This is a genomic window from Vibrio sp. L85, from assembly GCF_963871815.1.
In the GTDB taxonomy this organism is placed as follows: domain Bacteria; phylum Pseudomonadota; class Gammaproteobacteria; order Enterobacterales; family Vibrionaceae; genus Vibrio; species Vibrio harveyi.
The window spans coordinates 205,637-230,571 of the sequence record NZ_CAWMYL010000246.1 but is presented as its reverse complement, the minus strand read 5'-3'; the positions used below and the strand labels follow the sequence as shown (position 1 = coordinate 230,571).

Sequence of the window (24,935 nt, the reverse complement as noted above, 5' to 3'; positions counted from 1 at the left end):
AGTATGTACAAAAACAAAGTGGTGGTTATTACAGGCGGCAGCCAAGGTATTGGTAAGTATCTCGCGCAGGCTTATTTAGACCAACAAGCGAAGGTCATTGTGTTTGATATTGCCGTAAACCAAAATCCGAGCGTCGAGTTTTATCACGTCGATCTAGGGCAGACTACGCAGATTGAGCTCGCTTTTGATGAGATCCAACGTGCACACGGTAAGGTTGATATTCTGATCAACAACGGTGCAATCGCTAACTTTAACAAACCAGTTGAACAACTGACTTTTGAAGAATTCTCTCGAGTCATTGATGTCAATCTCAAGGGGGCGTTTGCGTGTTCACGTCGATTTATTGCATTAAACCGTGCTCAATCTTTTGGAAGAATTGTCAACATTGCCTCGACACGTTGGAATCAAAATGAAGCTGGTTGGGATGCATATGGTGCATCTAAAGGAGGCTTAGTTTCGATGACTCAATCCATGGCGATTTCTCTGTCTGATACTCCCATTACCGTTAATGCTGTAAGCCCTGGTTGGATACAAGTTGAAGGGTATGAAGATTTAGACAGCTTTGACCATCAGCAGCATCCATCGGGTCGAGTAGGTAAGGCAAAAGATATTGTAAATGCGTGTTTGTTCTTAACTCATCCAGAGAATGACTTTATTAATGGACACAACTTGGTTGTCGATGGTGGAATGAGCAAGAAAATGATCTATCAAGACAGTTTGATTGATTAAGCTTACTTTCTTGGGTACAGAAGTGCTCTTCAGTAGAGTACTTCTTATTATTTTATCGGTAGTCGTTTACTCTCCTCTTTATTCTCCTCCCTGTTTTTTGGGTACATTCATTTTCACCGTTTGAAATAGGCATTTAAAAAACTCTTTGCGCAAAAGATGCCGAATGATAATTCCTCTGCTTCGATACACTCTAAAACCAGTGGCGACGATATCTATTTTTCGTGCTTCGGGTTAGGACTCATATATTAAAAAACAGTGACATACTTTTTAAAAAGACGATGGGTTGGGGAAATTATCACCGAAATTGTGATATTGCCCTTAAAACTATATAGGAAATTTCTGAGTTTGTAGTAATGCTCTGTTTTAAATGGATTTATGAACTAACTTTGATATTGACGTCTTGTTAGTTAAAGCTAGGTATAACGATGAAATGGATTTTATTGCTTGTGAGCCACATCTTGTTTGCAGTGGCGGGTTTTGCTGCGGGTATTTATGCACTGCCTATTCTTATCCAACCTGATTCACCAGATGTTTCGGTTGTGTCTAACTCTTCGGAAGGTGTTCTCTACCGTGGCTTGTTCGAGCGAAATCGAACAGATAGTGACTTTCTTCATTGGGGAGAAGGGGATCTATGGGTCACTGAAGATACGATTGCTTTTCAAGGAGAATTGGCTCCTGGACCGGATTATAAGCTGTATCTCTCACCAACGTTTGTTGAAACCGAGGCGGATTTTAATCGCTTGAAGTCACAAATGGTGAAGGTGGGAGAGGTGAAAACATTTGACCGTTTTATGGTCACTCTTCCTCAAGATCTGCCCTTAGATAACTACACGTCAGTCATTGTTTGGTGTGAAACCTTTGGTGAATTTATTACGTCTGCACAGCTCAAATCTGTCGCAAAAATGAATCAGAGCTAATACCCAAACAATTTTAACTCATGTCGAATAATAACTGACAGAAACGTGATAGCAGTGCTGAGCATTTCTATTTCAACAAGTGGTTCATTTGTGAACCCGATTCAACCTGCCTAAACGCGATCAATCACGAAATTCTGAGCTCGAGTGAAGGCGTTACGATTGTTAGCCATACCGACCAAGTGGGTTCGCTCTCTTATAATGAACAACCGGCGGAGCGAAGAGCGCAAACCGTAGTGGCGTATCTCAAGACGAAACTCGATCCATCGCAGTTTGTGTGGGAGGTAAAAGCCTTTGGTGAGCTTCAACCTGTGATCAACGAAGAATCTCCAGAAGCCAATGCTTTAAACCGCCGTGCGTTTATCGTATTTAAAGAGAGCGAACTGGGGCAACCGACGGAATAATTTGGTAAGGTTGTCCTCTCGCAAGCTAGCTACCTACCTGTTTTCATAGCGGTAGTTAGCATACAAAGGTCAACCTATCCAAACCAAACAGGGAGTCGGGTAATGGAGAAAGTGCAGTTAGTCGTCGATTTTCTTCTCACTCACAAAATTTTATTTTCCGCATTAATCCTGCTGTTCATCATTGTTCTGCGTCGTTTGATTCTGTCTCGAATTCGTGGCGACGATGCCTTCATTACGGAAGAACAACGCAGTTGGATGTCGAGAACCAAAAACGGTACGTTCGCTCTTACGCTGATCCTGTTGTTCATCTTATGGCAATCAGAAATCAGCGAGTTCGCCCTAAGCGTTACCGCGATTGCAGTAGCGATTGTTGTCGCATCTAAAGAGATTATTCTTTGTTTTACTGGTTCGATTCAACGAGCCAGTTCTCGTTCATTTCGCATTGGTGACTGGATTGAAGTCGGTAAGCTATGTGGCGAAGTGATTGAGCACAACATGATGGCGACAGTGATTCAAGAAATCGACCTGCATCATGGGCAATACCACTTCACAGGAAAAACCGCGACGTTGCCTAACAGCATGTTTTTCACCTACCCAGTGAAGAACCTCAACTTTATGAAGCGTTACGTTTACCATGACTTTTCTGTTGTGGTGAAAGACTTCGTCAACCTATACCCAATTTTGCCATTACTGACCGATAAGATTGACGAACATTGCAGTTACTTTGCTGATGTCGCGCATCGCTACAACGCGATGATTGAAAAACACGCCGGTGTCGATCTTCCGGGTGCAGAGCCGCATATCCATATCTCAAGCAACATCAATGGTGAGCAAATCGTGCATATCATGATTTTCTGTCCAACGGACAAAGCCAACCACTTAGAACACCTGATTCGCAAAGACTTTATGGAGCTGTATGAGCAACGATTCCCGATGAATCCGGAACACTGAGTTCTCGCTCAATAATCATCACCTCAATGTTAACCCTCACCAATCAAAGGTGAGGGTTATTTTTATTGCTCATTTGTCGTTACGACAAAATATCTTAATGGATCGAAGCGCATATAATCGTTAAATTACGCCCGCAATCTGTCCTCAGACAACTTCCGCTTGTTGCTAAAAATACACAATAAAAACATCAATTAAGACTACTCAGATAGTCCGTACCGTAATGGTTGGCTCCCCACGGGCTCTACGACTTAACGGTAAAGGTTGCACGCATGGCTGTTTATTAAACCGCTGAATCTCTTCATAACATTACTATTAAGATGCTTCATGCAAACTGGCTTTAAAATCAAATTTTCGCCTTCTCAACGTCTATTCGCATTGATGGGGCAGTGGCAGTCAGCGTCGAAATCCTATTTAACGGATTTGGCGTCAATCGCATTGCTGCTGTTACCTTTGATTCTGTCTAATGCGTTGGCAGTTTTTTTTGGACACGTATTCCGTTTTACTGGCTTAGCGGATTTTTCCCAACTGCTGTTTCATGTATCAGATATCCTGATCAACTTATATCCAAGTGCATTCTGCGTGGTGGCGGGTTACTACCTTTCCCATAAAACCAACGTTTCGAGTGCCGTGTTCATCATCTATTCGTTGATCATGTTCTACTTGATCTCAATAGAGAATGGCAGTCTTTCACAGACTTACATGTTACCGAACAACCCATTGTTGGCGTTATTGAGCGCGACAATGACGTACGTTTACTGCAGCATTTTCAAGATACGTCTGTTAGAACCCCAAGCCCTCGACTTTTCATCACGACTGCTTAAGCACGTGGTGCACTTTTTCTTATTTGTGCTCATCGCGTTGGTGATGTCCCATTTCACGGCGATCTTTATGGCGTTGTCAGGTGGCATGGTTCGTGAGCTCGGCGTAGACCCGCTGACATTCAAAGGTGGTTTGATCTATCAAACTGTGTTGGGTTTACTTGGCTCGATTGGCATCAATGGGCACAACCTGTTGTTTGCGATTAAGCAGCAGATCTTTGCCGCAACCGAAGCCAATGTAATGGCGTGGCAGGCCGGAGAGGCGTCACTGAATGTGATTAGCCAAGGCTTTTACGACGCATTTATGTCGATGGGCGGATCTGGCAACTCGATCAGTTTGCTTTTCTGTGTGCTGATGTTTGCTAAAGAGCGCAATCATTTGATGCTTGCTCTGGCAGCGATGCCTCTGGTGATCTTTAACATCAACGAGGTTTTGTTGTTTGGTTTGCCAATCATCTTCAACCCGATTTTGATCATTCCTTTTGTGCTCGTGCCGCTAGTGAGCTTTGTCATCACCTTTTTGTGCATTTCATCGGGGTTGGTACCGCCGGTAGAGAATATTGTGAACTGGATGACACCACCCTTGTTCAGTGGCTATATGGCGATGGGGAATCAAATAGAAGGTTCGATTCTTCAAGCCTTCATCATTGTATTGGGCATCTTCATCTATCGACCGTTCTATTTGGCGTACGCAGGAAAATACTCAGCACAGTTTCGTGCGAATACGGCTTATACCGGTATCGAAAGCTCGATATTTAAATCACTGCTAAGTAACGTAAAGGCGTCGAACAACTCCAGTATCAGTAAGTCGACGGCGCAGAAACGCTTAACCACGATTTTGCGTGAAGGTGAGTTAGTGATGTTCTATCAAAAGCTCCAGTCGACCAAAAACGTCAGTGAGTTTTCTTATGAAGCGCTACTTCGTTACATCGATAAAGATGGCACGTTATGCCCGCCGACGTTTGTGAGTGATTTTCAGATGCTCAACTCGATGCCATTGCTGGATAAGTTGGTGATAGAGAAAGTCTTGGCAGACATGCAGAAAATGCACTTATCGAAAGATCGTCGTATTGCCATCAACATCGCGGTGGCGACGATAGAACAAGAAGAGTTTGTGCCGCATTTGCTTTCGCGTTTAGCCCATTACGGTATTTCTCCTGAGTGGTTGGAAATTGAAATCACAGAAGAAGCGATTCTCAGCAATAAGGTTTTTTTGATCAAAACAATGGAAGCGCTTCAGGCACAGGGTATTCGTATTGCAATGGATGATTTTGGTACAGGCTATGCGTCGTTTCCACACCTGCTGAAATACCCATTCGACAAGATCAAACTAGACCGTTCACTTTTGTTGGATGCAAACAATCAAAAGGGCAAAGATCTCTACAAGTTGGTTGCGAAACTGGGTCACATCACCCATTGTGAAGTCGTGGCAGAAGGGGTGGAGACGCAAGCGGAATATGACTTTGTTAAACGCTGCGGCGTGGACAAAGTGCAAGGTTATTTCTTTGCTCGTCCATCGCCTTTATTAGACATTCTTGGTGAACAGCAAGAAAAACCATTTCTATCGTCACAATTACAAAGTCGAGTGGAAATATAGACTTGCTGGCGCTAATGTGCGCCTCCTTGCTTAAATAGCAGGCGAATTAACGAACGACGTTGACCTTAGAAGCAACGCGTTTCTATCAAACGAAAGAGTACCGAGGGGCTTAAAAGGTGCTCTTTCTGTTTGGTCGATTACAACAAGTTGGCTGTGGCTACCCTTGTTGAGTGACTATTCGCAACGTTGAACGATCAACGCTTTGTTACTCGAATGATACCGTCCTCGACGTGTTTGTCGAAACTCTCCCTCATTGCGAAACAAATTAAATGGATTTAATTGCGGTGAATTTCTTGAGCGGCTCTTTGAGTCGTACTTTGATGGATTAACTGAGCCAAATGAACAATCGATACATTAATCGGCTTTTTACTGCAATTTCTTCCAACTTATACATTAATGGTTTGTGTAACGTCTTAGTGATGTTGCTGCCTGTTTCATTGATTTCTGCATTCAGTACATTGTTAAGCAATCTACTGATGATCGCAGGCTATGAACAACTTGGTATGACTGTTGGTGCAGCAAGCGCCATTATTTGGAAGCTATTTCCCATTTTGCTTCTAGTGTACTTCTCGCAGTTCCTTTCCTCTTTGCTAAAAGTCTCGCGAGTAAACGTGATAACGCCTTCGTTGATGATTTACTTTATCGTCTGTAACGAGTGGGGCTTATTGCAAGATGGTACTGTTGTTCCGAGTAACTACCCATTAGCGATTCTGGTTCCGACAGTCGTCGCTTGGTCTGTACGCTTCATGCAAAACCGCAGATGGTTTATGCGTTCTGATTTACCAAATGTGGTGGATCAATCATACAACCTCATCATGGCGACCGTAGTCTTGGTGGTTGGTTACACTGTGTTGGGCTATGCACTTGGACAGGCATTCTGTGCCGCTGATATTGCCGATCTGTTACTGCCGAAGCTAGACCCAAACTCGTTGCTTGATGGGATCATTTATGAGTTTGTGCGTAACCTATTTTGGTCGATTGGCATCAATGGTCACATCATTTTTGCCCCTTACAAGTCAGAGCTTTATGAGGTAACTCGTGTCGCGATAGAAAACCACGAAGCGCTGGGCACACCACTGCCAATTTTAACCACCAACTTCTTTGATTTTTATGCAGGAATGGGTGGTGCAGGGAACACCATTTCGTTGGTGCTGTGTATGCTGTTTCTGACTAAAAATCGCAGTTATAAAGCCTTGGCGGCAACAGCACTGGTGTTGAGCTTGTTTAATATTAACGAGCCCATTATTTATGGCTTACCCATCATGTTCAATCCAGTCATGATTGTGCCATTTTTAATCGCACCGGTTGTGGGGTTAGTCATCGCGTATATTGCAACAGCAATGGGGTTGGTGGCACCGATTACCGAGATCGTTAGCTGGATGACTCCGCCGCTCGCCAGTGGTTACATCGGGACTGGTTACACATGGACTGGCGTGGTATTACAACTGATCATCATCTTAGTCGGTGTGTTGATTTACTATCCGTTCTTCAAGCAAATGGACAAGATTGGGAATGCGAATACGTTGTTTGCAAAGTCAGTCTCTGATGATTTCTTCAATTACGAGGGATTAGACAATGGCAAAGTCGCTGGGGCATTTTTCCCTGAAATTACCAATAAGTTCGCGGCACAAAAACGTATCAGTGATCTGAAAAAGCATGGCGAGTTCGTGTTGTTCTACCAACCGCAGGTTAATGCTCGCACAGGGGAGATTCGGTCGCTTGAAGCACTGATTCGTCACCGCTCAGAAACGGGCGAGCTCACGCCTCCAACGTTTCTTGAGGACTTTGCCAAAGTCGGCTTAATGAGTGAGTTGGATTTATGGGTGGTTGAGACCACACTGCGTGAAGTGGCGCCTTTGGCGAATCGACCAAACTTTAAGGTCTCGATTAATTTATCTCCAGAAACTTGCTTGGTGCCAGACTTCACCGAAAAAGTATTGACGATGATTAATGAAAGCGCGTTGTCTTGCTCGCAAGTCGAGTTTGAAATTACTGAAGATATGTTGATTCAAGATGAGCATCGTACACACCGTGTGTTGAGCACACTGCGAGAAGCGGGGGTGAGGATTGCCTTGGACGATTTTGGTTCTGGTTATTCGTCAATTGGTTACTTGTCGAAATACGATTTTGATAAAGTGAAAATAGATCGTTCGTTGGTGCTTAATCTCAACAACAAAAATGGTCGTGAGCTGTTTAGGTTAACGGCGAAACTCGTAAAAATTACTGGTGCTGTTACGGTGGCAGAAGGCATAGAGACAGAAAGCGAACTGGAGTTTATGGCAGAGCTCGGTATCGATCTGATCCAAGGCTTCTATTTCTATCAACCAATGCCCTTCGACGATGTTGTAAAGCTTGAATACAGTCAGCGAGAAGAGAGTCTGGATTACGATCACTTTGCATTTTAAGGCCGAGGTGATCAGATACAAAAAAGGGAAGCGCTCAGCTTCCCTTTTCTTTTAGGTTCAATTTATGTCGCTCTAAGAATCTCAAACTAGAATACTTAGATGAAGGCGTGATTATTTGAACTCGAATTTACCCTGCATGATTGCCCAGTGACCTGGGAAAGAACAGAAGAACGAGTAATCGCCTCCCGGAGTCATCTTCTCAGTGCTGAACGTGATAGAAGTGCTTTCACCACCGCCAACCACTTTAGTGAAGGCATAAACACGGTCATCGTTTGGTTTCACGTAGTTGTTTTCTAGACCAGCAGACATGCCTTCTGTACCCACTGCTTGAAGGTTTGCCGTATCAGTAATCACCACGTTATGACCCATTGATTGCGCAGGCATTTTACCAGTGTGGTTCAGCGTCAGTTTCACTTCTTTACACGTCGCTGGCACGCTCAGTGTTTTGGTCGAAAACTGCATCATATCGTTAGCATCGATGGACACTTCACACTCTGCGCTTGCTTGCGCGCCAAAGCTTAATCCAACTAGTGCAAAGGTTGCTGCTACTAAACGTAAAGACATATAACACTCTCCATATTTTATTTTTGGGCTGACTTGGATTCAAACCGATCCAATGCATCTCATTATCATCGAATATTCCAATTGAAACCGTGCTTCAATCCGGATATTGACGTTTTGTTGCAAAGTTATACTTATCGTTTTCACTGGATGATCATTCATACGCCTTATTTTGAACGCTTCATTTAAGAAGTGTGAAGACGATCTTTATAACCACCTCAGATGCCTATTTGTGTCTTCAGAACGCCCTGATTTTGGCGTTTTTTTCGCTAACATGTAACTAAGTGTTTCAAGTGTTTTTATTCTGTAACTTATTGATTTTCAGATGCATAAAAGCAAAGTAAAGACAAATTCTTATCTCGATTGTCACCAGAAAATAGATTTGTTTTATCCAGTGCACACTTTCTGAATTTTGAACTAGAGTCCCAGTTTTTTGTTTGCTTACCGATTGCGTATGAAATGTCGTCAAATTGACGCGAAAAGACGCTTTATTTTTGGCATTTTTACACCTGTAAGTTGGGTTACATTTAGTTACATCTGTCCGCTGCGACGCGAAAAAAGTCCCCCTCTATAATGCCTTTCCTTTTTATTGTTGTTTGTATAAGTCCTTAATTATGAGAAAGAATACGCTAGCGATCATGCCAAGTGTTTTAGCACTGGCGATCGGTATGGGGTTGCCTGCCGCACACGCAGGAGTGATCACAGACGCAACTATCGTCGGCTCAGAAAGCCAGTGGTGGAACACTTACAAAGTGATCCTAACGAACGACGGTTCAAAGCCAGTTGAACTTCGTGATGCGAAAGTGACGTTTGATTCAAACCTATCAATGTCGACACCCTCTTGGTCTGCGACTGGCATCAGCTACCCGGGCATGAAGTTCACCAGCGACGCACAAGGCAACGTCTTCAAGAACACGCTCGCGTTGGCTTTTGATAGCGGTAGCTGGGTGAAATCACAACTTCCGGCAGGTGAGCGTATTGAGCTAACTCTGGGTGTGAGTGGTGTATTGGATCTGACTCTTCTTCAAAATACCATTCGTCTGATCGCTGATGACGAAGGTGAAGTAGGTGAACCAGAAATTTCTCTTCAATTAGCTTCGCCAGTGAACGGTGCTGAGTTTGAAGAAGGTCAAGCGGTTGCCATGCTAGCGAACGTTACGGCAACCAACACCAGCGTTAAAGCTGTGACTTTCTTTGTCGACAACAAACAAGTTGCTCGTGTAACGCAAGCCCCATTCCAAGCAACTTGGACTTCTGTTGGCGCAGGCACTCACACGATCAAAGCTGTAGTAGAAGACACCTCTGGTTTAACCCAACAACAAGCGGTCAGCATTTCGGTAAAAGAGAAGCCAGTTGAGCCACCAGTGGTACCTGAAGTGCATGAGCTGACATTCGTCGCGCCTACACAGGGTCAAGCATTGATGGTGGGTCAGGCAACGACGATCAAAGCCCGTGTTGATGGTGAATTGATCTCTAAACTGGAGTTTTGGGCGAATGACCGCAAGTTAGGTCACCGTAACATCGCTGCAGGTCAAACGACGTATTCTCAATCTTGGACGCCAAATGAAGTGGGCAATGCGACACTTAAAGTGGTGGTTCTCGATCAGAACAACCAAATGGTCGAGCAACGCAGCATCGCAGTTGCAGTTGAAGCAGCCCCAAGCTTTGTTAAGCCAGAAGTGAGCTTCTCTTCGCCTTCGAACGGTTCTAAGTTTGAAAAAGGTGAAGCGGTATCCATTTCTGTTCGTGCAACGGATGCTGATGACGATTTGTCTCGCGTTATCGTGAAAGCAAACAACAAGCAAATCTGTGATTTCAACGCATCAACTACAAACCAGTTCTCTTGTAACTGGACGGCGTCAGAAGTCGGTGCAGTTAAGCTAGAAGCGATCGCAACAGATGCTGAGCATCTAACGGCGACAGCACGTGTAAACATCACAGTTGAAAAAGTAGAAACACCGACGCCTCCGCCAACAGGTGGACTGTGTGCTGATTTTAATGTGTACCCAGACTGGACTCGTGGTGATCATGCAACAGGCGGCGACATTATGGTTCATAAGAACATTGCTTACTCAGCGGTGTACTGGACTCAATCTGTTCCTGGCAGCGATAGCTCATGGTCATTACATCTAAACTGTGATGGTACTGAGCCGGGTACAGCGCCAGCGCTATCATTGCGTAACCCAATGGACCCAGTGCGTCTAGAAGTGGCAGGTTGGCCAAACACATTCGTAGTGGCGAGCCCATCCACTCAAGCACCAAGCACACTGACTATTGCAGCAAGCAGCAGTGATGCGCTCACAGACCTAGAGCAACTGACACGTTCGTTTGTGTCGGCTATCGAACAAGCAGAGAACGCGGGTACTGCATCTGTCGTGATTCGATCGGATGTTCTGGATCTCGCTACGCAAGACAAAGGTGCATCTTTTGGTCCCGTTGCGGTTAAACAAGCACTGACGAATGCCATTGATATTACGGGTAGCCGTATTGATATCGATGCGATCAACGCACTGAGCGATGACGTGAAAGGCTGGGCGCATGCTTACAACTTGATCTTCACCACTCTTGCGCCACAAGCGACATTTGGTTGGTCACTAAGCATTGGTGAGTTTGCTTACGATACGCACTCTGGTCGTCAGTCTGTATGGGATGAAGCGTCCGTTTTCACGGCAGATCTACTTGATAGTTTCGAGCTTTACAAAGCAGGTACTGCGAACAAAGCTGACTTTGTGGTGTTTACTAAATCGAATGCAACCACGGCACTAACCAGCGAGCAGTGGCATCACGCACTTGAATACGTAAAACAGGTGACAGATTACGTTGATGCGCCTGCAATGTTAGCGAACATGCCAACAGAGCAAACCGCAAATTACTTCATGGGCAATACTCAAACCGATCAGCAAATCCGTAAAGCCGCGTACAGCAACGTATTTGCATTGATGTTTGATCAAGACTCTCAAGCCCTAACCAGCAAAATTGAGCTTTACCAAACGGCGAAAGTGCCACTGTATTACGTAGGTGAAGAGTTAGAGAAAGGTTCATTGACTCGCATTGAAGCGCTAAACCAAGAGTTAGCAAATGCTGAAAGCGTGATGGATAACGAAGCCTTCCTATACGAAACGCCACAGTCTCAGTGGGTTCCGTCAACGGTTTACAAGTGGAACGACTTCCTAGATGGCTTGAACGCAATGCACAACATTGGTGTGGCGGGCAACAAGTTCTGGTTGATGAACGATGAAGTTGATGATGCAACCAACATCAAATACGCGAAAGTCGCGATTGCTGCGTTCCTTGCGCAAAGTATGCAAGAGACTATCCGCTACAACGCGTGTGATGAAAACAACTGGTCTGAAGTGAAATACGGCGCGCCTGCGGATTACCCAATGACAGCAAGTTGTGGTCAACTGGGTCAGAAATACGCAGATTACGGTGTAAACCCAGTTTCAGGTTTAGATCATGCGTACTCTTGTCCTCGTGATGACAAGATGGAAGTCAGTGCGTTGACTCATGCTAAATGGTATGGCGCACCAGCTCCAGTCTTTGCAGCACCTGATGCAGTACTTGAAGAGCGCGGTCTATTGGTGAACGGTGCAGCAGGTCGTTGGACAAACAACGGTCACTGTAACGATGTTCCAGAAAACGTAGATACGTCTAAGCAAGTTTGGGAACGCGACGAGTGTAAGACTTACGTTGGTCAGAAAGCAGGTAAGTTCATTTGGGACGGCAGCAGCCAAGAAAGCGTTGAAGGCTGTGGCTGGTGGGGTCGTGGTGTAATCCAAACCACAGGTCGTCAGAACTTTGGTACGCTTAACCACTATCTAGGTCGCTCGCACGTTGATCCATCAACCATTGGTAAGACAATTGATGGCGTAACGGTAGAAGCGCCACCGGCGAACCCACTTTATGCTGAGCTAGACTTCTGTTCAAACCCAGGTCTGATTTGTAGCTCGGAAGAGAACAAAGAGATCAAGTGGATCGCAGGTCTGTTCTACTGGGTAACGTCAGTTCAGGCATACAACGATGAAGGCGGTCAGTACGCGGATTGGAACTACCACAATGAGCTGAAGAAGTATGTAGATAGTGGTCTGCAAGGTTCTCAATTTATCGATGACGTTTCAGGCATCGTTAACCGTGGTTGTCCGGACCTGACGTGTTCGACAGGTGATGTTCACAATGTGAAAGAGCGCCGCGAGAACTTCAAACTGGTACTACAAAAGCTAGGTCTTGATCCTCGCTAATTAAGACAAAGCAACATCAATGAAGAAAAGCCATCACCGAAAAGTGGTGGCTTTTTTGTTTTTAGCATTTGGCTCAGATGCTTAGTTTTTATTATTACTAATTCGTAATAGTCATTTTCTTTTTCCGCTTATTATCATTTATTTTCAACCCAATATAATGCCCGCCATTCCAAACGTATTTGCTGCGTTTTTGATTTTTATCTTTCGATGGATGGTTTCCGGGAGGGGAGTATGTCGAACTTTGTTGTTGTCGGTGGTGGTGCTGCGGGTCTAGAAATGGTCACGCGTTTAGCGAGCAGTTTTGCAGGCAAATCTGACCATACCGTTACTTTGGTTGAGCCATCTTCTCATCACTTATGGAAACCAAGGCTGCATGAGATTGCGGCGGGCACGTTTGATAATGAGCTTGATTCGGTTGCGTTTCGTCTTCATGCTGCTTGTCACGGTTACCAATATGTTCAAGCGCGCATGTCAGGCTTAGACCGTGCGAACAAAACCATCACTGTGAGTACTGAGTTTTCACCAGAGCAGACCGGGCTATCGCAGCAGTTAACACTGGATTACGATTACCTCGTGATTGCTGTTGGTGCGATCAGTAACGATTTCAAAATTCCGGGCGTGAGCGATCATTGCTTATTCTTAGATTCCGCTTCTCAAGCAGAAAAAGCGTGGGAACAGATGAAGCAAATGCTAGCAAATGGTGGTTCACATCGTGTTTCTATCGTGGGTGCCGGCGCAACTGGTGTTGAGTTAGCGGCCGAGTGGGCGAAAGTCAGCAAGCAATTAAACCGCTACCAAAATGGTACTCAACTTTCCATTACGCTCATCGAAGCGGCGGATCGTGTGTTACCTGCAAGTGCTGAGTGCATGTCTGCCAAGGTACTGAAGAAACTACAAAAGCAAGGCGTTAATGTTCGCTTAAACACCAAAGTTCAACGTGCAGAAGCAGACCGTATCGTGACGGAAAATGAAGTCATTCTTGCCGATCTACAAATTTGGGCAGCAGGGATTCGATGTCCGGATTGGATAGCGAATCTCGATGGTCTAGAAAGTAACCGCATTAACCAACTTAAAGTGCTGCCAACACTGCAAACTACTCTCGATGATAGCGTGTTTGTTATTGGTGATAGTGCTGAATGCCCACAAGAAGATGGAAGCATTGTGCCGCCACGAGCGCAAGCTGCCAATCAAGCTGCCACACATTTGGCGAAGCAATTTAAACGCTTAGTAAAAGGCAAAGAGTTAAAGCCGTTTGTGTTCAAAGACGGTGGGATGGTCGTCGCGCTTGGGCATGACTACGCGGTTGGCGCATTGATGAATGACAAAGTCGTATTGCGTGGACGCTACGTTCGCCGCTTGTACGACACGATCTTTAGGCTGCATCAGCGCGTTATTTTCGGTTGGTTCCGCGTGTCGGCTTTGGTAGTGCTTAAACGCGTAAAAGGTTTATTGAACCCATATTACAAAGGCTCTTGGTCTTAATCCAAGCCGTGACTCTTCGATTCCATTTTTTCATTTTTATCGAGCGCCCAAATCATCAGGATTTGTGGCGCTAGGTGTTTTTTATGCGTCATTTGCAACTCTCTTTGCCCGTTCAACTTCTTATTTCTGCCCTACTTGCGTGGAGTGGGGCTCAAGCCGTCCTCCTTCTTATGGACCATGGGTTGGTCGACAAATCGCTTTTACTGTCGGGTGATTACTACCAAATTTTAATGTTAGGCAAAACGGTCTATCTCGGCTTACTGAAAATGATAGTGGGTTTGATGGTGCTGTTTTCTCTTGTCGAAGGCATCACCAATATTGGTTCAACCGTTCGTCTTAAAGCTCTGGGTGGGCGAACACTGCTTTTCTACAGTTTCACCACCTTAAGTGCCATTAGTTTAGGGCTTGGTGCGTCGTTAGCATTGCCTGCATGGGAACCACTTAATCAAAGCGTTTCTGTGGGTAGTAATGTTCATTTGATTGACGAGCAAGGTGCTAGTGGTGCCGCCATACTCACCAACCTTGTCAAGATGGCGATGGTGAATCCATTTGCTGCACTGGCGAATGGTAACTTGCTGGCGATTGTGGTTTTCTCCTTTATGGCAGGCGTTGCGATTTTGCTTTCTGTTCCATCGGGTCATCCGTTGCTAGCGGTGATTTCGGGGCTGAACAAAAGTGTCAACACCATGATTCGAGGCATCGTTAAGCTGTCTCCGATTGCTATTTTTGCGATCGTGTTTGATATTACGCTGACCTCAAGTGGGAATCTGATTCAGCAACTCGCGTTGTTTGCGTTACTGGTGTTTGTGCTCACGATGGTGCACGGGCTAGTGGTATTACCGACGATTGCTAAGGTAATGACCGGGATTTCTCCAGTTGCACTGTTTAAAGCGATTTCAGCCCCATTAGCCATGGCGTTCGCAACGTCATCAAGTGCGGCGGCGCTGCCTTTGGCAAAACAAAGTGCGGAAGATAATTTAGATGTCGCGCCAGAAGTCAGCAGTATGGTGCTGCCGCTCGGCTCTGTAATGAATATGGACGGCACCGCGTTATTTGAGGGTGTCGCTGCAATTTTCCTAGCACAGTTGTTTGGGGTGGATTTGAGTACCACAGGGTTGGTGATGATCTTTATCATGGCAATGGTCTCTTCCGTTGGTGCGCCAGGCATGCCTTCGGGCTCCATGTCGGGTATGCAGTTAGTACTACTAGCTGCGGGCATTCCATTGGAAGCGATAGCCATTTTATTAGTGATAGAAAGGCCGTTGGATACGTTCCGCACCGCCGTCAATGTGGAAGGGGATTTGATTGCGACGCTTGTCATCGACCGTTGGCAAAAGAAACAAGCTGGTGATGTTTTTGACCAACCTACAGCGGCTTCGGTGAGTTAACCCTAACGCCAAGTCGGTTCTTCTTTAATATCGAGCTTGAAAAAAGGAGTGACATTGTGCGTCACTCCTTAGTTCCTATTAGGGATTTGGTGTTTTATCTGAACCCGTCATCATTACCACGAAAAGGTTTGGATGACGTTGTCTTTTGCCATTGGGTTAGACGCAATCGCGTGATTGATGTTTCTTAGAAAATCGTCGCGAGAATCCAACAGCCAGCCTTTTTGAGGAACGATGTTGTTGCCATGGTCGCCCCAGTAAAAAGTATCAATGTTCAGGTTTTCAAGCAGGTATTTTTCCTCTTCCAACACCTGCAGTTGTGTCGGCATAATGAACTCACCATTCTTCACTTCTTGCTCCATCACCGTTCCCGGTTGAATCGCAAGTGCCATTGGGGCAATTTGCTCAGGATTCATTTGGTTCAAAATATCGGTTGTGGCGATGATGTGCTCTTTTGAACGCTCACGCCCACCAAGTCCAAAGATGAAAGAGAGCAATACTTCGATGCCAGCTTCTTTCGCCATTGCCATGCCTTCAATGGCTTGTTCTGGTGACATGCGCTTTTTGATGCGCTCTAGAACAATTCGATCACCCGATTCAAGACCGGAATACGCCATATCAAGTCCAGCATCTTTGAGCTCTTTTAGCTCTGCAATGGTTTTACGGCGGAAATCGTTCATGCCACTGTAAAGTGAAGTCTTTTTGCACTCAGGGAACGTGGAGTGCAGTTTGTCGAAGATCTTGAGCAAGTAATCTGTACGTGCTGCCATGACGTTACCGTCGATTAGAAAGATTGACTCTACGTGTGGGTAGATAAGGCGCACTTCCTCAATATCTTTAAACACATCCTCAATGGGACGCACTTTAAAGCGCTTATCATCAAACATGCTACAAAACGTGCACGTATTGATGCTACAGCCCAGTGTAGTTTGGATAAGAATGCTGCGGTATTCCGGCCATGGTCGGTAAACTTTGCCCTCATAGTTCATAAATGGATCTCCAGTTAAAGGCGGGATGATTCAGTGCCATCGCTCGCTAAAGACAGTGGGATAAGCGCAATATAACGTCGCCTTATTCCCGATGACCGAAGATTAACAATATTACTAATTGTTGATAATTGGTGTTTTTATCGAATGAGTTTTTAGATTTTATTGATAATTAGGGGCGGGGATTTTGTTGGAATGCAGATAAAAAACACCCAGCCGAAGCTAGGTGCTTGAACAAAAATAGCAATATTTATTTTGGCTTGAGTTAGACAAGCTTCGCAATCACAGTTTCAATGGCATCAACCACTTGCTGTGACTTTGGCTCGTTTAAGGCGTCACGATGAGGTGCCGCAAAAGCTTCAATGTCGTTATCGAAGTAAGCGCCATGTGCTTGTGCAAACTCATCCGATAGTGCGGCACGAATTAAAATGTCAGCACCCAAGCGAATATCGCCGCCAGCAATGCCGTAAGCGTCTTTTACCATCTTGCTACCAAGTAGAGACTTTGGATTGACTGATACAACCATAGGACCGACGTTTTTGAACTGTAATCCCATCACGCGTGACCACATGGTAAGTGCCAGTTTGCTTTGTGCATAAGCTTCACCGTCTGACAACGGTTTGTCACCCATTAATGCCTCAATGCTAACAGGAGCTTGCGCAGCAGAAGACAAGTTCACTACACGCCCTGTATTGCCAAGCAACGGAAGTAACTCTTTTGTCAGTAGGTAAGGCGCAATGGTATTGACTGCAAAACGCACATCTAGGTTATCTTGAGTTCTTGCGTTTGGTGTTGCGTATACGCCAGCGTTATTGATGATGACGTCCAGCTTGCCAAAGCGCTCTGCTATTTCTGCAACCATCTGTTTCACGGCGCGTGGAGAAGACAAATCCGCAACAATACTTTCGACTTTACCTGCGTTTATCTCAATCAAGCTCTGTTCTACGTTTTGGACTTTTTCTTGGTTACGACCGTGCACGATCACATGATGCCCGTCAGCCACTAACATTTTCGCTGTTTCTAAACCAATGCCGTCTGTAGAGCCTGTGATCAGGATGATTTTTTGCATAGCTGAGATTCCTTATGAATTCGATATGAAACAATCATAGTGGCATCTTCCGCATTAGACTATCGAGGGCGTTGGGGAAACACTTTATAGGAAAAATTGAAAATCAATCTATTGGTGTTTTTGTGGGCGAATCGACGAATTCACCCCCTTTGAAATGCTATGGTTATTTTAAGCGTTGCTTAAGATTTGAGCAGCTTGTTTAACTTAAAATATACTCAGCCAAAGAGGTCTCTATGTTAGGTGAAAATCACTCATTAACTCATGAATTCCCAGAACATTTGGATACCATCACTCAACTGACAGCTAACGACTCCGCGTTTGCTGAAAACGCTAAAAACTACAACACGCTCGACAAAGAAATCCGTGAACTCGAATTGCGAGGAAACCCAATCGACGACCATGAAATGAACACTTTAAAACACAACCGTGCAGAACTAAAAGACTGGCTTTACTCAAAAATAATGAGCGCATAATCCTTCAAGTGCTTCATCAATGGCGGCTCGAATCTTCGAGCCGTTTTCGTATCTGCAAGATGGGTTGTTAGCTTAAGCACGCTATTTAACGGGTAGATGCCCAGTCTTCACCCAGATCACCGTTTCTTGTTCCACAAAAGGAAAGTGCTCACTCATGTGCGGACTGCGCAACCATGTATGAGTTGGATACTCACCAAATTCGTCTCTAAACTCGCCCGACAATACAAAGATCTCTTCGCCACCAAAGTGACGGTGTAGCTGGAATCTTTCGTCTTTTGGCCACCTTACCAGCGCCACATGTTCGTGTTTGAAATCGTGCAATGGCATCACCTGCAATCCGCCAATACCCGGTAGCCAATCTGCTTGATGAGTATGAATTCGTACCGTTTCAAGATCGCTTGGATCAAACTGGTTGAGTTTTACCAAGATTACGCAGCCTTCACGACTAAAAGGTGCGTGCTGGCTGCCCGGAGGGTTGCGTATATAAGTTCCGACAGGGTAGTCGCCATGTTCATCGGAAAACACCCCCTCAAGCACTAGGATTTCTTCCCCATACGGATGAGGGTGGGTAGCAAACGCTGAGTTTGGCTCGTACTTCACTATGCTGGTGGTATGTCCTGACTCTTTAGCTTCACGCTCTAACGGTTTACGCCACACGCCAACAGCAGGGCTAGCGATCCATTCCTGTTCTGCGGTTTTAATCACCAAGCGTTGTGAAAAATCCATGTTTAACATAGTTGCTTCCAGTATTTGTTTGTATCCAGTACGTATATCCAAGCATCTTGGCGTCATCTGGGTAATAAAGCGATTCTAGTCGCTTTCGCGTGTTTGCCAACCAGGAGTTTTCACAAGGTTAGGTATGGATTTTTCGAGTGATACGGAGGCCTTGCCGGTTAACCTTATGATTATTATTGATAATTTACACATAAGTTAATTTTACAAATTGTTACATGCTTCGCTTTTTTTACTCTTTGTTATGTTATAACATCCGCGAAATATTGAATGGTGTTATAACATAACAAAATAAGGAAAAACGTAGTGAATAAGAAATTGGTCTCTTTAGCGGTTGGTAGCTTGTTTGTTTCCCCAGTTTTTGCCGATGCGCTTTCGAACCCTCAGATTGGCGTAGTGCTAGACGGTTACTATCAAGATGGCCAACGTCATAACTCAGAGCGTGAAGAAGGTTTTGGTCTTGGTCACACTGAGTTGAACATGTCTGCAAACATTGATGACAAATTCCACGGTGCGCTAACAGCAGTATTAGAAAGCCATGGCAATGAAACAGAATTGATGCTTGAAGAAGCTTTTGTCGAGACACTGGCACTTCCATACGGTCTCAATGTTCGTGCTGGTCGATTCCTGTCTGATTTTGGTTACCTGAACAATCAACACATGCACACTGACAGCTTTGTGGAGCGTCCGATTGCTTACCGCACATTCCTAGGCTCGCACTACTACGATGATGGTGTACGCGCAAACATTGTGTTGCCAACGGATCTGTACGTGAAATTTGGCGTTGAAGCGTTAAGTGGTAGCAAGATGTCTTCTGTTGAAGAAGGCTCCAAAGTAGGCGTTTATACTTCTACGCTGAAACTAGGTAATGATTTCTCTGAGTCGTCTAGCTGGCAGTTTGGTTTAAGCTACCTGCGTAACGAAAACGGGAAAGTGAAAGAGTTCGAAGATCACGACCACGGTCATGGTCACGAAGAGGAGCATGGTCACGACCATAATCATAGTGCAGCAGTTACTGGTGCAAACCTTTACGGTGCAGATTTCGTATGGAAATGGGCTCCAGATGGTAATTACAAATACAGCAACTTGACACTATCAGCGGAATACATGTTGTTGGACGGCGTGGTAGACAGCAAGTTTAAAGATGATGCGGAGTCGCCAGATAACCTAAGCGCATACTACGTATCAGGTGTTTACCGATTTAACCCAAGCTGGTCAGCAGGTCTACGTTACGGTGAAGCAGAAAGCTACGATGGTCATGCTCACGGCGACCATATGCACTTCACTGCACTGAATGATAAAGAGATGGATGCGATGATCGCGTGGGATTCTTCTCACTTTGGTACTATCCGTGCGCAATACACTCGTATCGATAACCAAGACAGCGAAACAGATAACGTATTTACTCTGCAATACGTTATGACATTTGGAGCGCACGGTGCACATACGTTCTAAGCTGACACTGACTCAATGCAGTTTAGCGATGATGGCGGCGGGGGCTGCCATCATCTCTTCGCCTGCTTTGGCTCTCAACATCTTCGTTTGTGAGCCAGAATGGAAAGCCTTGCTCGAAAGCCACGCACCAGACGCCACCATCTATTCTGCGACCACAGTAAAGCAAGATCCGCATTACGTCCAAGCTCGCCCTTCTCTAATTGCTAAGATGCGCCAAGCTGATATGGCAATGTGTTCCGGCGCCGAGTTGGAAGTAGGGTGGCTACCCATGTTGCAAGTACGCAGTAGCAATGCTGCGGTACAAAACGGCGCACCGAGTATGATTTACGCAACGGATTTCGTTCGAATGTTAGATACTCATGACCACGTCGACCGTAGCATGGGGGACATTCACGCCCATGGCAATCCGCACGTGCAGTTTGCAGCCAACGATATGATTCCACTCTCACATGCGATCACCGAGCGTTTGAAAACCATCGATCCAGATAATGCGCAAACGTACCAGTTTAAAGGCATGAAGTTTCGTGCGCATTGGCGTAAAAAACTCAATGAATGGAATGAAAAAGCCGCGCCATTAAAAGGGAAGCAAGTGGTGGGATATCATGCGACTTATCGTTATTTGTACGATTGGCTTGGCATGGAGCAAATTGCTGACTTAGAACCAAAACCGGGTATCTCGCCAACCACATCTCACCTGCAATCACTCACCAAGTTAGATGCCAATAGTTTTGATGCGATTGTTTACTCATCTCACCAAGACCAGCGTCCAGCAAATTGGTTACAGCAGCATACAAACAAACCTGTGATTCAACTGCCACTGACGGTTTCTAAAGGTGAAAGCTTGGATGAAATGTACGATCAAGTTATCGACGATTTATTGGACGTGCTCGTGCAACCCATTCCGGTGAAGATCTAAACCATGGCTGAGTATGCATGGTTATTGCCAGCGGTGTTGTGCGGCTTAATTGCTCTGGTTGGCAATGTGGTTCTTGGGCAACAAGTTCTCAATCGACAGATCATCTTTATTGATTTGGCGGTGGCACAAGTTGCCGCTTTGGGAGCTGCGCTCAGCCATTATTGGTTGAACCAATACGCACTGTTTTCAGGCTCCTTCTTTGGTGAGATGGTTGGTCCTTGGGTGATGTCGTTATTGCTTTGTGGTCTGATCGCTGTAATGGAGAAGCGATACCAACAGCATTTAGAGCCGATGATCGGCAGCCTGTTTGTAGTATCCGCATCGCTGGCGATTTTGCTCGTGAGCAAAGACCCACATGGCGGTGACTTCATTCAAGGCATCCTTAATGGTCAGTTGTTGTGGGCAACGTGGGCGGACGTTTGGCCTTTGGCTTTGATAACCGCGGCGATGCTGCTGTTGCTATGGTTCAAGCCTGAGTTTATGCTGGGCAGTGGCTTCTATCTTATCTTTGCTATCTTGATGCCGATTACGGTCAAGCTCACGGGGATTTACTTAGAATTTGCGTTGTTGGTGATTCCGGCTTTGTGCGCCGCAGCATTGAAAGGGATTCGGTTCTTTATTGCGAGTATCAGCATTGGTATTGTCGGAATACTATCGGGCATTGCTGTTTCGGCTCGTTACGATTTACCAAGCGGGGCGAGTATTGTCATCACCTTGTTTATCGCAGGTATGTTGTTCAATCTTTTGCTGCAACCTTGGTTGCTCAAATCGCAATCTGCTTGCAAAGGTCAAGAGCATATCGCGCAATGATAAAAAGGCTCCGCATTCACGGAGCCTTTTGTTTAGCACTGCTTTTTCTTATTAGTAACGCCTGATCAGTCTTCGTTTATAGACCAATTAGCCACTCTCTCTGTTTCTATTTTAGCAAGATTTGAAAATAGGGAGAATTTGAGGCTGAATCGAATCTGTCAAAGTGTTATCCAACGCAGGGAATAATTGATTGATTCCGGTTTCCGATAAGCCCAACCACGCCATCAAACTTGCATGCAATTGATCTGAAGAAATAGTGGGAATAACACGCCCACGAGAAAGCAAATACGGACTATGTTCAGATAAATCCGGGTACTCACCCACAATTGCTTTTCCTGCTACACCACCGCCCATGACTAAGGCGTGACTTGCCCAGCCGTGATCCGTGCCATCGGTGCCGTTTGGAATCAGAGTTCGACCAAACTCAGTGTGAGTAAATGTCGTCACTTGCTCAAACAACCCATTGTTTTGTAATGCTAATTGGAACGCTGCCATTGCTTCTGCCAACTCTTGCAACAAGCCAGTTTGACGACTGATTTGTGCTGAGTGAGTATCAAACCCTCCCAACTTACAACTGAAGTACTGAGCAGGATGTTGGAATTGATCTTTATGTAGAATTAGCTTGAACACCGCTTTCAATTGCTTACCGATTCGTGTCTCAGGGAAAGCATCGGTGATCTCGGAATTCAGAATCGAACTAAACTGTTCATACATTCTGGTGGAATCTACCGCGACACCTGCGTAATGCGATTGAAAAATATTGTTGTAACTGCCGGTACTTTGCAGTTGATCGAACAAGTCGCGTGAACGTTGATCATTAAAAATATCGCTTGGAGGTTGAGATCCCACCGAGTTGGATTGTGCTTCAATACAATTTGTCCACACCTGTGTACCGCCAATATCAAACATTGGCGATAGTTCGTTTAGATTGCGCAGCATGGTACCTAGCTCGGTGGATGTCTTTGCACCAAAGCCTTCTTTCGATAAAGACTTGGTCGCATGAGACTGAACCATGGTGGATTGATGCGAGTGGCTGAACAGATGCGCTGGTCGCGTACTTTCGCCATATATCACGTTGTTTACGCGTTGAGTCAGTGGTCCTAGGTTAATCACAGGTACAAGGTTCGCGCTGTCCCAGTAAGGTTTGAGCGCCGCCATGGCAGGGTTGAGCGCCAGCTTTGCCGTGTCGTTCACGGCATCTAGGTAAATACACGTAGTTTCATCCAAAGCCAAATTGCCACGTAGGGCGCGATATTGAGCGTTGGCATTGGCTGCCGTTGGAATAAGCATGTTGTAGCCATCATTACCGCCTGCAAGGTCAATGCCGACAACGGCGCGATATCCGTTTTGGCATTGATTAAACGAGTCAGCAAAGGCAGGAAATGCCGCTAGGTTCAGCGCAGAAATACCCACACCAGCGGAACTTGCTTGTAAAAATCGACGTCGAGTTAAGTTCATGATGTTTACCCCTGTGTGATGAATTCTGGTGAAAGCAGTGCGTTCATGACGAGATTCTTAATCTCTTTGCGCCATTCCGGTTTGCGTCCCGGACACTGAGCGAGGTAATCGAGATAGCATTGGCGCGCTTGCTCACTCATTTGGAAAGCGAACAAATGCTCGTTGAGGTAATCAACAACCCCTTCATCATCAAACGCAAGGTAACGGGTGAACAAGGTTTCATCCATGTACCAATCTTTGTTTTCCTGTTCGAAGCGAGCAATCAACTCACGGAACTGAATCCCGTATTGGTAAATGTCATGCCATTGATACACATTAAACTCGGGTGCCACCAAACCATTAAAATCAGGATGATTTGGCGCGTCATCAGGTTGATAGTAATAAAACACAGATGGGGCAGATAAAGGCAGCGTTCGACTATACCAATTGAATTGTTTTGGCCACATCATCACACCGTCACGACGCTTCACTTGCAGAGCGCGCATCGCATGAGTAAAGACAGATAGCGGGTCACGCAATTTGCCCACTGAGTTACCAGAACGCAGGGCGTCTTTGTCAGTTAAAATCGCAACTACTAGAGTTTGCATGTCGCCATCAGAGCGTTTAAATGCCCGGCGGACACGGCGAATGTAGCCCGCTCTCGGGTTACTGGTCACAAGCTTATTGATGAAGAACTTGGTTACAAAAGTGTAGAGTGTGTTCTGCTTCATCAAATGCTCAATCACTGCTTCCAGCTCATCCTCTGCACCCACACCGGCGGGGAAGGTTTTACCAAGAATACGTTTTTCGCCCATGTCATGCTCGCCGCGTGGCAACATCGGTTGGCTGTATTTGTCATTACCGCGGATATCAATGAACTTCCAGCCGGTAAACACGCGGGCCAGTTGTTCAATATCTTCTTGCGTGTAAGATGCCATTTCGTTACCTTCGGCATCCAAACGGACTTCACCGTTATTACGCAGCTTGACAGGACCAAGAGTGAATAACTGCAACAGCTCTCGCGCGTAGTTTTCATCTGGTGCAGTGAGCTCATTAGAAACGTTGTTTACGAAGGTTAGGTATTCGCCCATGATTGGCGATTTCGATACAAAGCGAATCACATCACGGAAGTTCGCAAAAGCGTTATCGAGCAGCCCATCGAAGTAATTACACATGTAACGACGCTTAGACGCTGCACTAAATGCTGGGTCTTTTACGCTCACGACAAACAGTTGAGAAAGGGTATAACCGATGCGTTGACGCAGAATATCGTTGCCTTCCACCGTCATGCGCGTCCAACTGCTGGCGTAATACAAGCCCTGCCCTAAGTCGGGAACATTCAACTCATCTTGTTCAAAGTGAGTAAGCCAAGATGAAGAAGGGATAAGTGTTTGTTGAGCGACCCAGTTTTCAATGCTTCCTGATTGAACGAGGTCATTAATGTCACGTTGGGATGCCCCAAATGTGCACTGTTGCAGCGTTCTTGCTGCATCTATGTAAGCCTGATTCATTTTATCTCCCGTAGGTATTGTTATCTTTGTCAGGTGAGGCGTCTTTCTCGCATCCATGTTTA

Annotated in this window: 19 protein-coding genes; 13 read left to right on the top strand and 6 right to left on the bottom strand. The window is 45.5% G+C overall.

Annotated elements, in window-relative coordinates; all coding sequences use genetic code 11:
• The first annotated feature begins 3 nt into the window (after nucleotides 1-3).
• The 6 genes from AACR11_RS27900 (at nucleotide 4) to AACR11_RS27875 (ending at nucleotide 7,818) form a co-directional block, all read left to right on the top strand.
• Complete coding sequence (locus AACR11_RS27900; RefSeq protein WP_029788211.1) at nucleotides 4-729, top strand: SDR family NAD(P)-dependent oxidoreductase; 726 nt, start codon at nucleotides 4-6, stop codon at nucleotides 727-729.
• Nucleotides 730-1,154: 425 nt separating this feature from the next.
• The gene (locus AACR11_RS27895; protein WP_029788210.1) at nucleotides 1,155-1,646 is read left to right on the top strand and encodes a DM13 domain-containing protein; all 492 of its coding nucleotides are present in this window, start codon (nucleotides 1,155-1,157) and stop codon (nucleotides 1,644-1,646) included.
• A gap of 86 nt (nucleotides 1,647-1,732) precedes the next feature.
• Nucleotides 1,733-2,047 (top strand): OmpA family protein, encoded by a 315-nt coding sequence (locus AACR11_RS27890; protein ID WP_223295789.1) that lies wholly within the window; start codon nucleotides 1,733-1,735, stop codon nucleotides 2,045-2,047.
• A 102-nt stretch (nucleotides 2,048-2,149) separates the two neighbouring features.
• The gene (locus tag AACR11_RS27885; protein ID WP_005452782.1) at nucleotides 2,150-2,998 is read left to right on the top strand and encodes a mechanosensitive ion channel family protein; all 849 of its coding nucleotides are present in this window, start codon (nucleotides 2,150-2,152) and stop codon (nucleotides 2,996-2,998) included.
• A gap of 324 nt (nucleotides 2,999-3,322) precedes the next feature.
• Nucleotides 3,323-5,413, top strand: coding sequence for an EAL domain-containing protein (locus AACR11_RS27880; protein WP_017189567.1), 2,091 nt, complete (start codon nucleotides 3,323-3,325; stop codon nucleotides 5,411-5,413).
• Between the two features lie 338 nt (nucleotides 5,414-5,751).
• The gene (locus tag AACR11_RS27875) at nucleotides 5,752-7,818 is read left to right on the top strand and encodes an EAL domain-containing protein (RefSeq protein ID WP_029788205.1); all 2,067 of its coding nucleotides are present in this window, start codon (nucleotides 5,752-5,754) and stop codon (nucleotides 7,816-7,818) included.
• Between the two features lie 111 nt (nucleotides 7,819-7,929).
• On the opposite strand, the gene azu is transcribed toward AACR11_RS27875, so the two are convergent.
• Nucleotides 7,930-8,382: an azurin gene (gene azu / locus AACR11_RS27870; RefSeq protein WP_005452777.1), complete on the bottom strand. Its 453-nt coding sequence runs from the start codon at nucleotides 8,380-8,382 to the stop codon at nucleotides 7,930-7,932.
• A 611-nt stretch (nucleotides 8,383-8,993) separates the two neighbouring features.
• Between azu and AACR11_RS27865 the strand changes: the two genes are divergently transcribed.
• The 3 genes from AACR11_RS27865 (at nucleotide 8,994) to AACR11_RS27855 (ending at nucleotide 15,487) form a co-directional block, all read left to right on the top strand.
• The gene (locus AACR11_RS27865; protein WP_029788204.1) at nucleotides 8,994-12,617 is read left to right on the top strand and encodes an Ig-like domain-containing protein; all 3,624 of its coding nucleotides are present in this window, start codon (nucleotides 8,994-8,996) and stop codon (nucleotides 12,615-12,617) included.
• A gap of 231 nt (nucleotides 12,618-12,848) precedes the next feature.
• On the top strand, nucleotides 12,849-14,099 hold the full coding sequence (locus AACR11_RS27860; protein WP_017818533.1) for an NAD(P)/FAD-dependent oxidoreductase: 1,251 nt from the start codon (nucleotides 12,849-12,851) through the stop codon (nucleotides 14,097-14,099).
• Between the two features lie 83 nt (nucleotides 14,100-14,182).
• On the top strand, nucleotides 14,183-15,487 hold the full coding sequence (locus AACR11_RS27855) for a dicarboxylate/amino acid:cation symporter (protein WP_029788202.1): 1,305 nt from the start codon (nucleotides 14,183-14,185) through the stop codon (nucleotides 15,485-15,487).
• Nucleotides 15,488-15,600: 113 nt separating this feature from the next.
• Here AACR11_RS27855 and AACR11_RS27850 read toward each other — a convergent pair whose 3' ends face one another.
• Nucleotides 15,601-16,473 carry a B12-binding domain-containing radical SAM protein gene (locus tag AACR11_RS27850; protein WP_029788201.1) on the bottom strand — a complete coding sequence of 291 codons (873 nt, stop codon included), beginning with the start codon at nucleotides 16,471-16,473 and terminating at the stop codon, nucleotides 15,601-15,603.
• A 262-nt stretch (nucleotides 16,474-16,735) separates the two neighbouring features.
• Nucleotides 16,736-17,539, bottom strand: a complete 804-nt coding sequence (locus tag AACR11_RS27845) for an SDR family NAD(P)-dependent oxidoreductase (protein WP_029788199.1) — start codon at nucleotides 17,537-17,539, stop codon at nucleotides 16,736-16,738.
• Between the two features lie 233 nt (nucleotides 17,540-17,772).
• On the opposite strand from AACR11_RS27845, the gene AACR11_RS27840 reads away from it, so the two are divergent.
• A complete protein-coding gene (locus tag AACR11_RS27840) occupies nucleotides 17,773-18,012 on the top strand; it encodes a YdcH family protein (protein WP_005452761.1) in 240 nt (79 codons plus the stop codon).
• An 81-nt stretch (nucleotides 18,013-18,093) separates the two neighbouring features.
• Here the strand turns inward: AACR11_RS27840 and AACR11_RS27835 are convergent, their stop codons facing one another.
• Nucleotides 18,094-18,747: a cupin domain-containing protein gene (locus AACR11_RS27835; RefSeq protein WP_029788198.1), complete on the bottom strand. Its 654-nt coding sequence runs from the start codon at nucleotides 18,745-18,747 to the stop codon at nucleotides 18,094-18,096.
• 303 nt (nucleotides 18,748-19,050) lie between these two features.
• On the opposite strand from AACR11_RS27835, the gene AACR11_RS27830 reads away from it, so the two are divergent.
• The 3 genes from AACR11_RS27830 to AACR11_RS27820 are packed head-to-tail and all read left to right on the top strand — an operon-like array spanning nucleotide 19,051 to nucleotide 21,925.
• A complete protein-coding gene (locus AACR11_RS27830) occupies nucleotides 19,051-20,199 on the top strand; it encodes a hypothetical protein (protein ID WP_029788196.1) in 1,149 nt (382 codons plus the stop codon).
• On the top strand, nucleotides 20,189-21,115 hold the full coding sequence (locus AACR11_RS27825) for a metal ABC transporter solute-binding protein, Zn/Mn family (protein WP_029788195.1): 927 nt from the start codon (nucleotides 20,189-20,191) through the stop codon (nucleotides 21,113-21,115). The genes AACR11_RS27830 and AACR11_RS27825 overlap by 11 nt, the downstream gene beginning before the upstream one ends.
• Before the next feature lie 3 nt (nucleotides 21,116-21,118).
• Nucleotides 21,119-21,925, top strand: a complete 807-nt coding sequence (locus AACR11_RS27820; RefSeq protein WP_029788194.1) for a metal ABC transporter permease — start codon at nucleotides 21,119-21,121, stop codon at nucleotides 21,923-21,925.
• Nucleotides 21,926-22,036: 111 nt separating this feature from the next.
• Here the strand turns inward: AACR11_RS27820 and AACR11_RS27815 are convergent, their stop codons facing one another.
• Both AACR11_RS27815 and AACR11_RS27810 read right to left on the bottom strand, forming a co-directional pair.
• A complete protein-coding gene (locus AACR11_RS27815) occupies nucleotides 22,037-23,383 on the bottom strand; it encodes a DUF1501 domain-containing protein (RefSeq protein WP_079325320.1) in 1,347 nt (448 codons plus the stop codon).
• 5 nt (nucleotides 23,384-23,388) lie between these two features.
• Nucleotides 23,389-24,873, bottom strand: a complete 1,485-nt coding sequence (locus AACR11_RS27810) for a DUF1800 family protein (RefSeq protein WP_029788192.1) — start codon at nucleotides 24,871-24,873, stop codon at nucleotides 23,389-23,391.
• Between the last annotated feature and the right edge of the window lie 62 nt (nucleotides 24,874-24,935).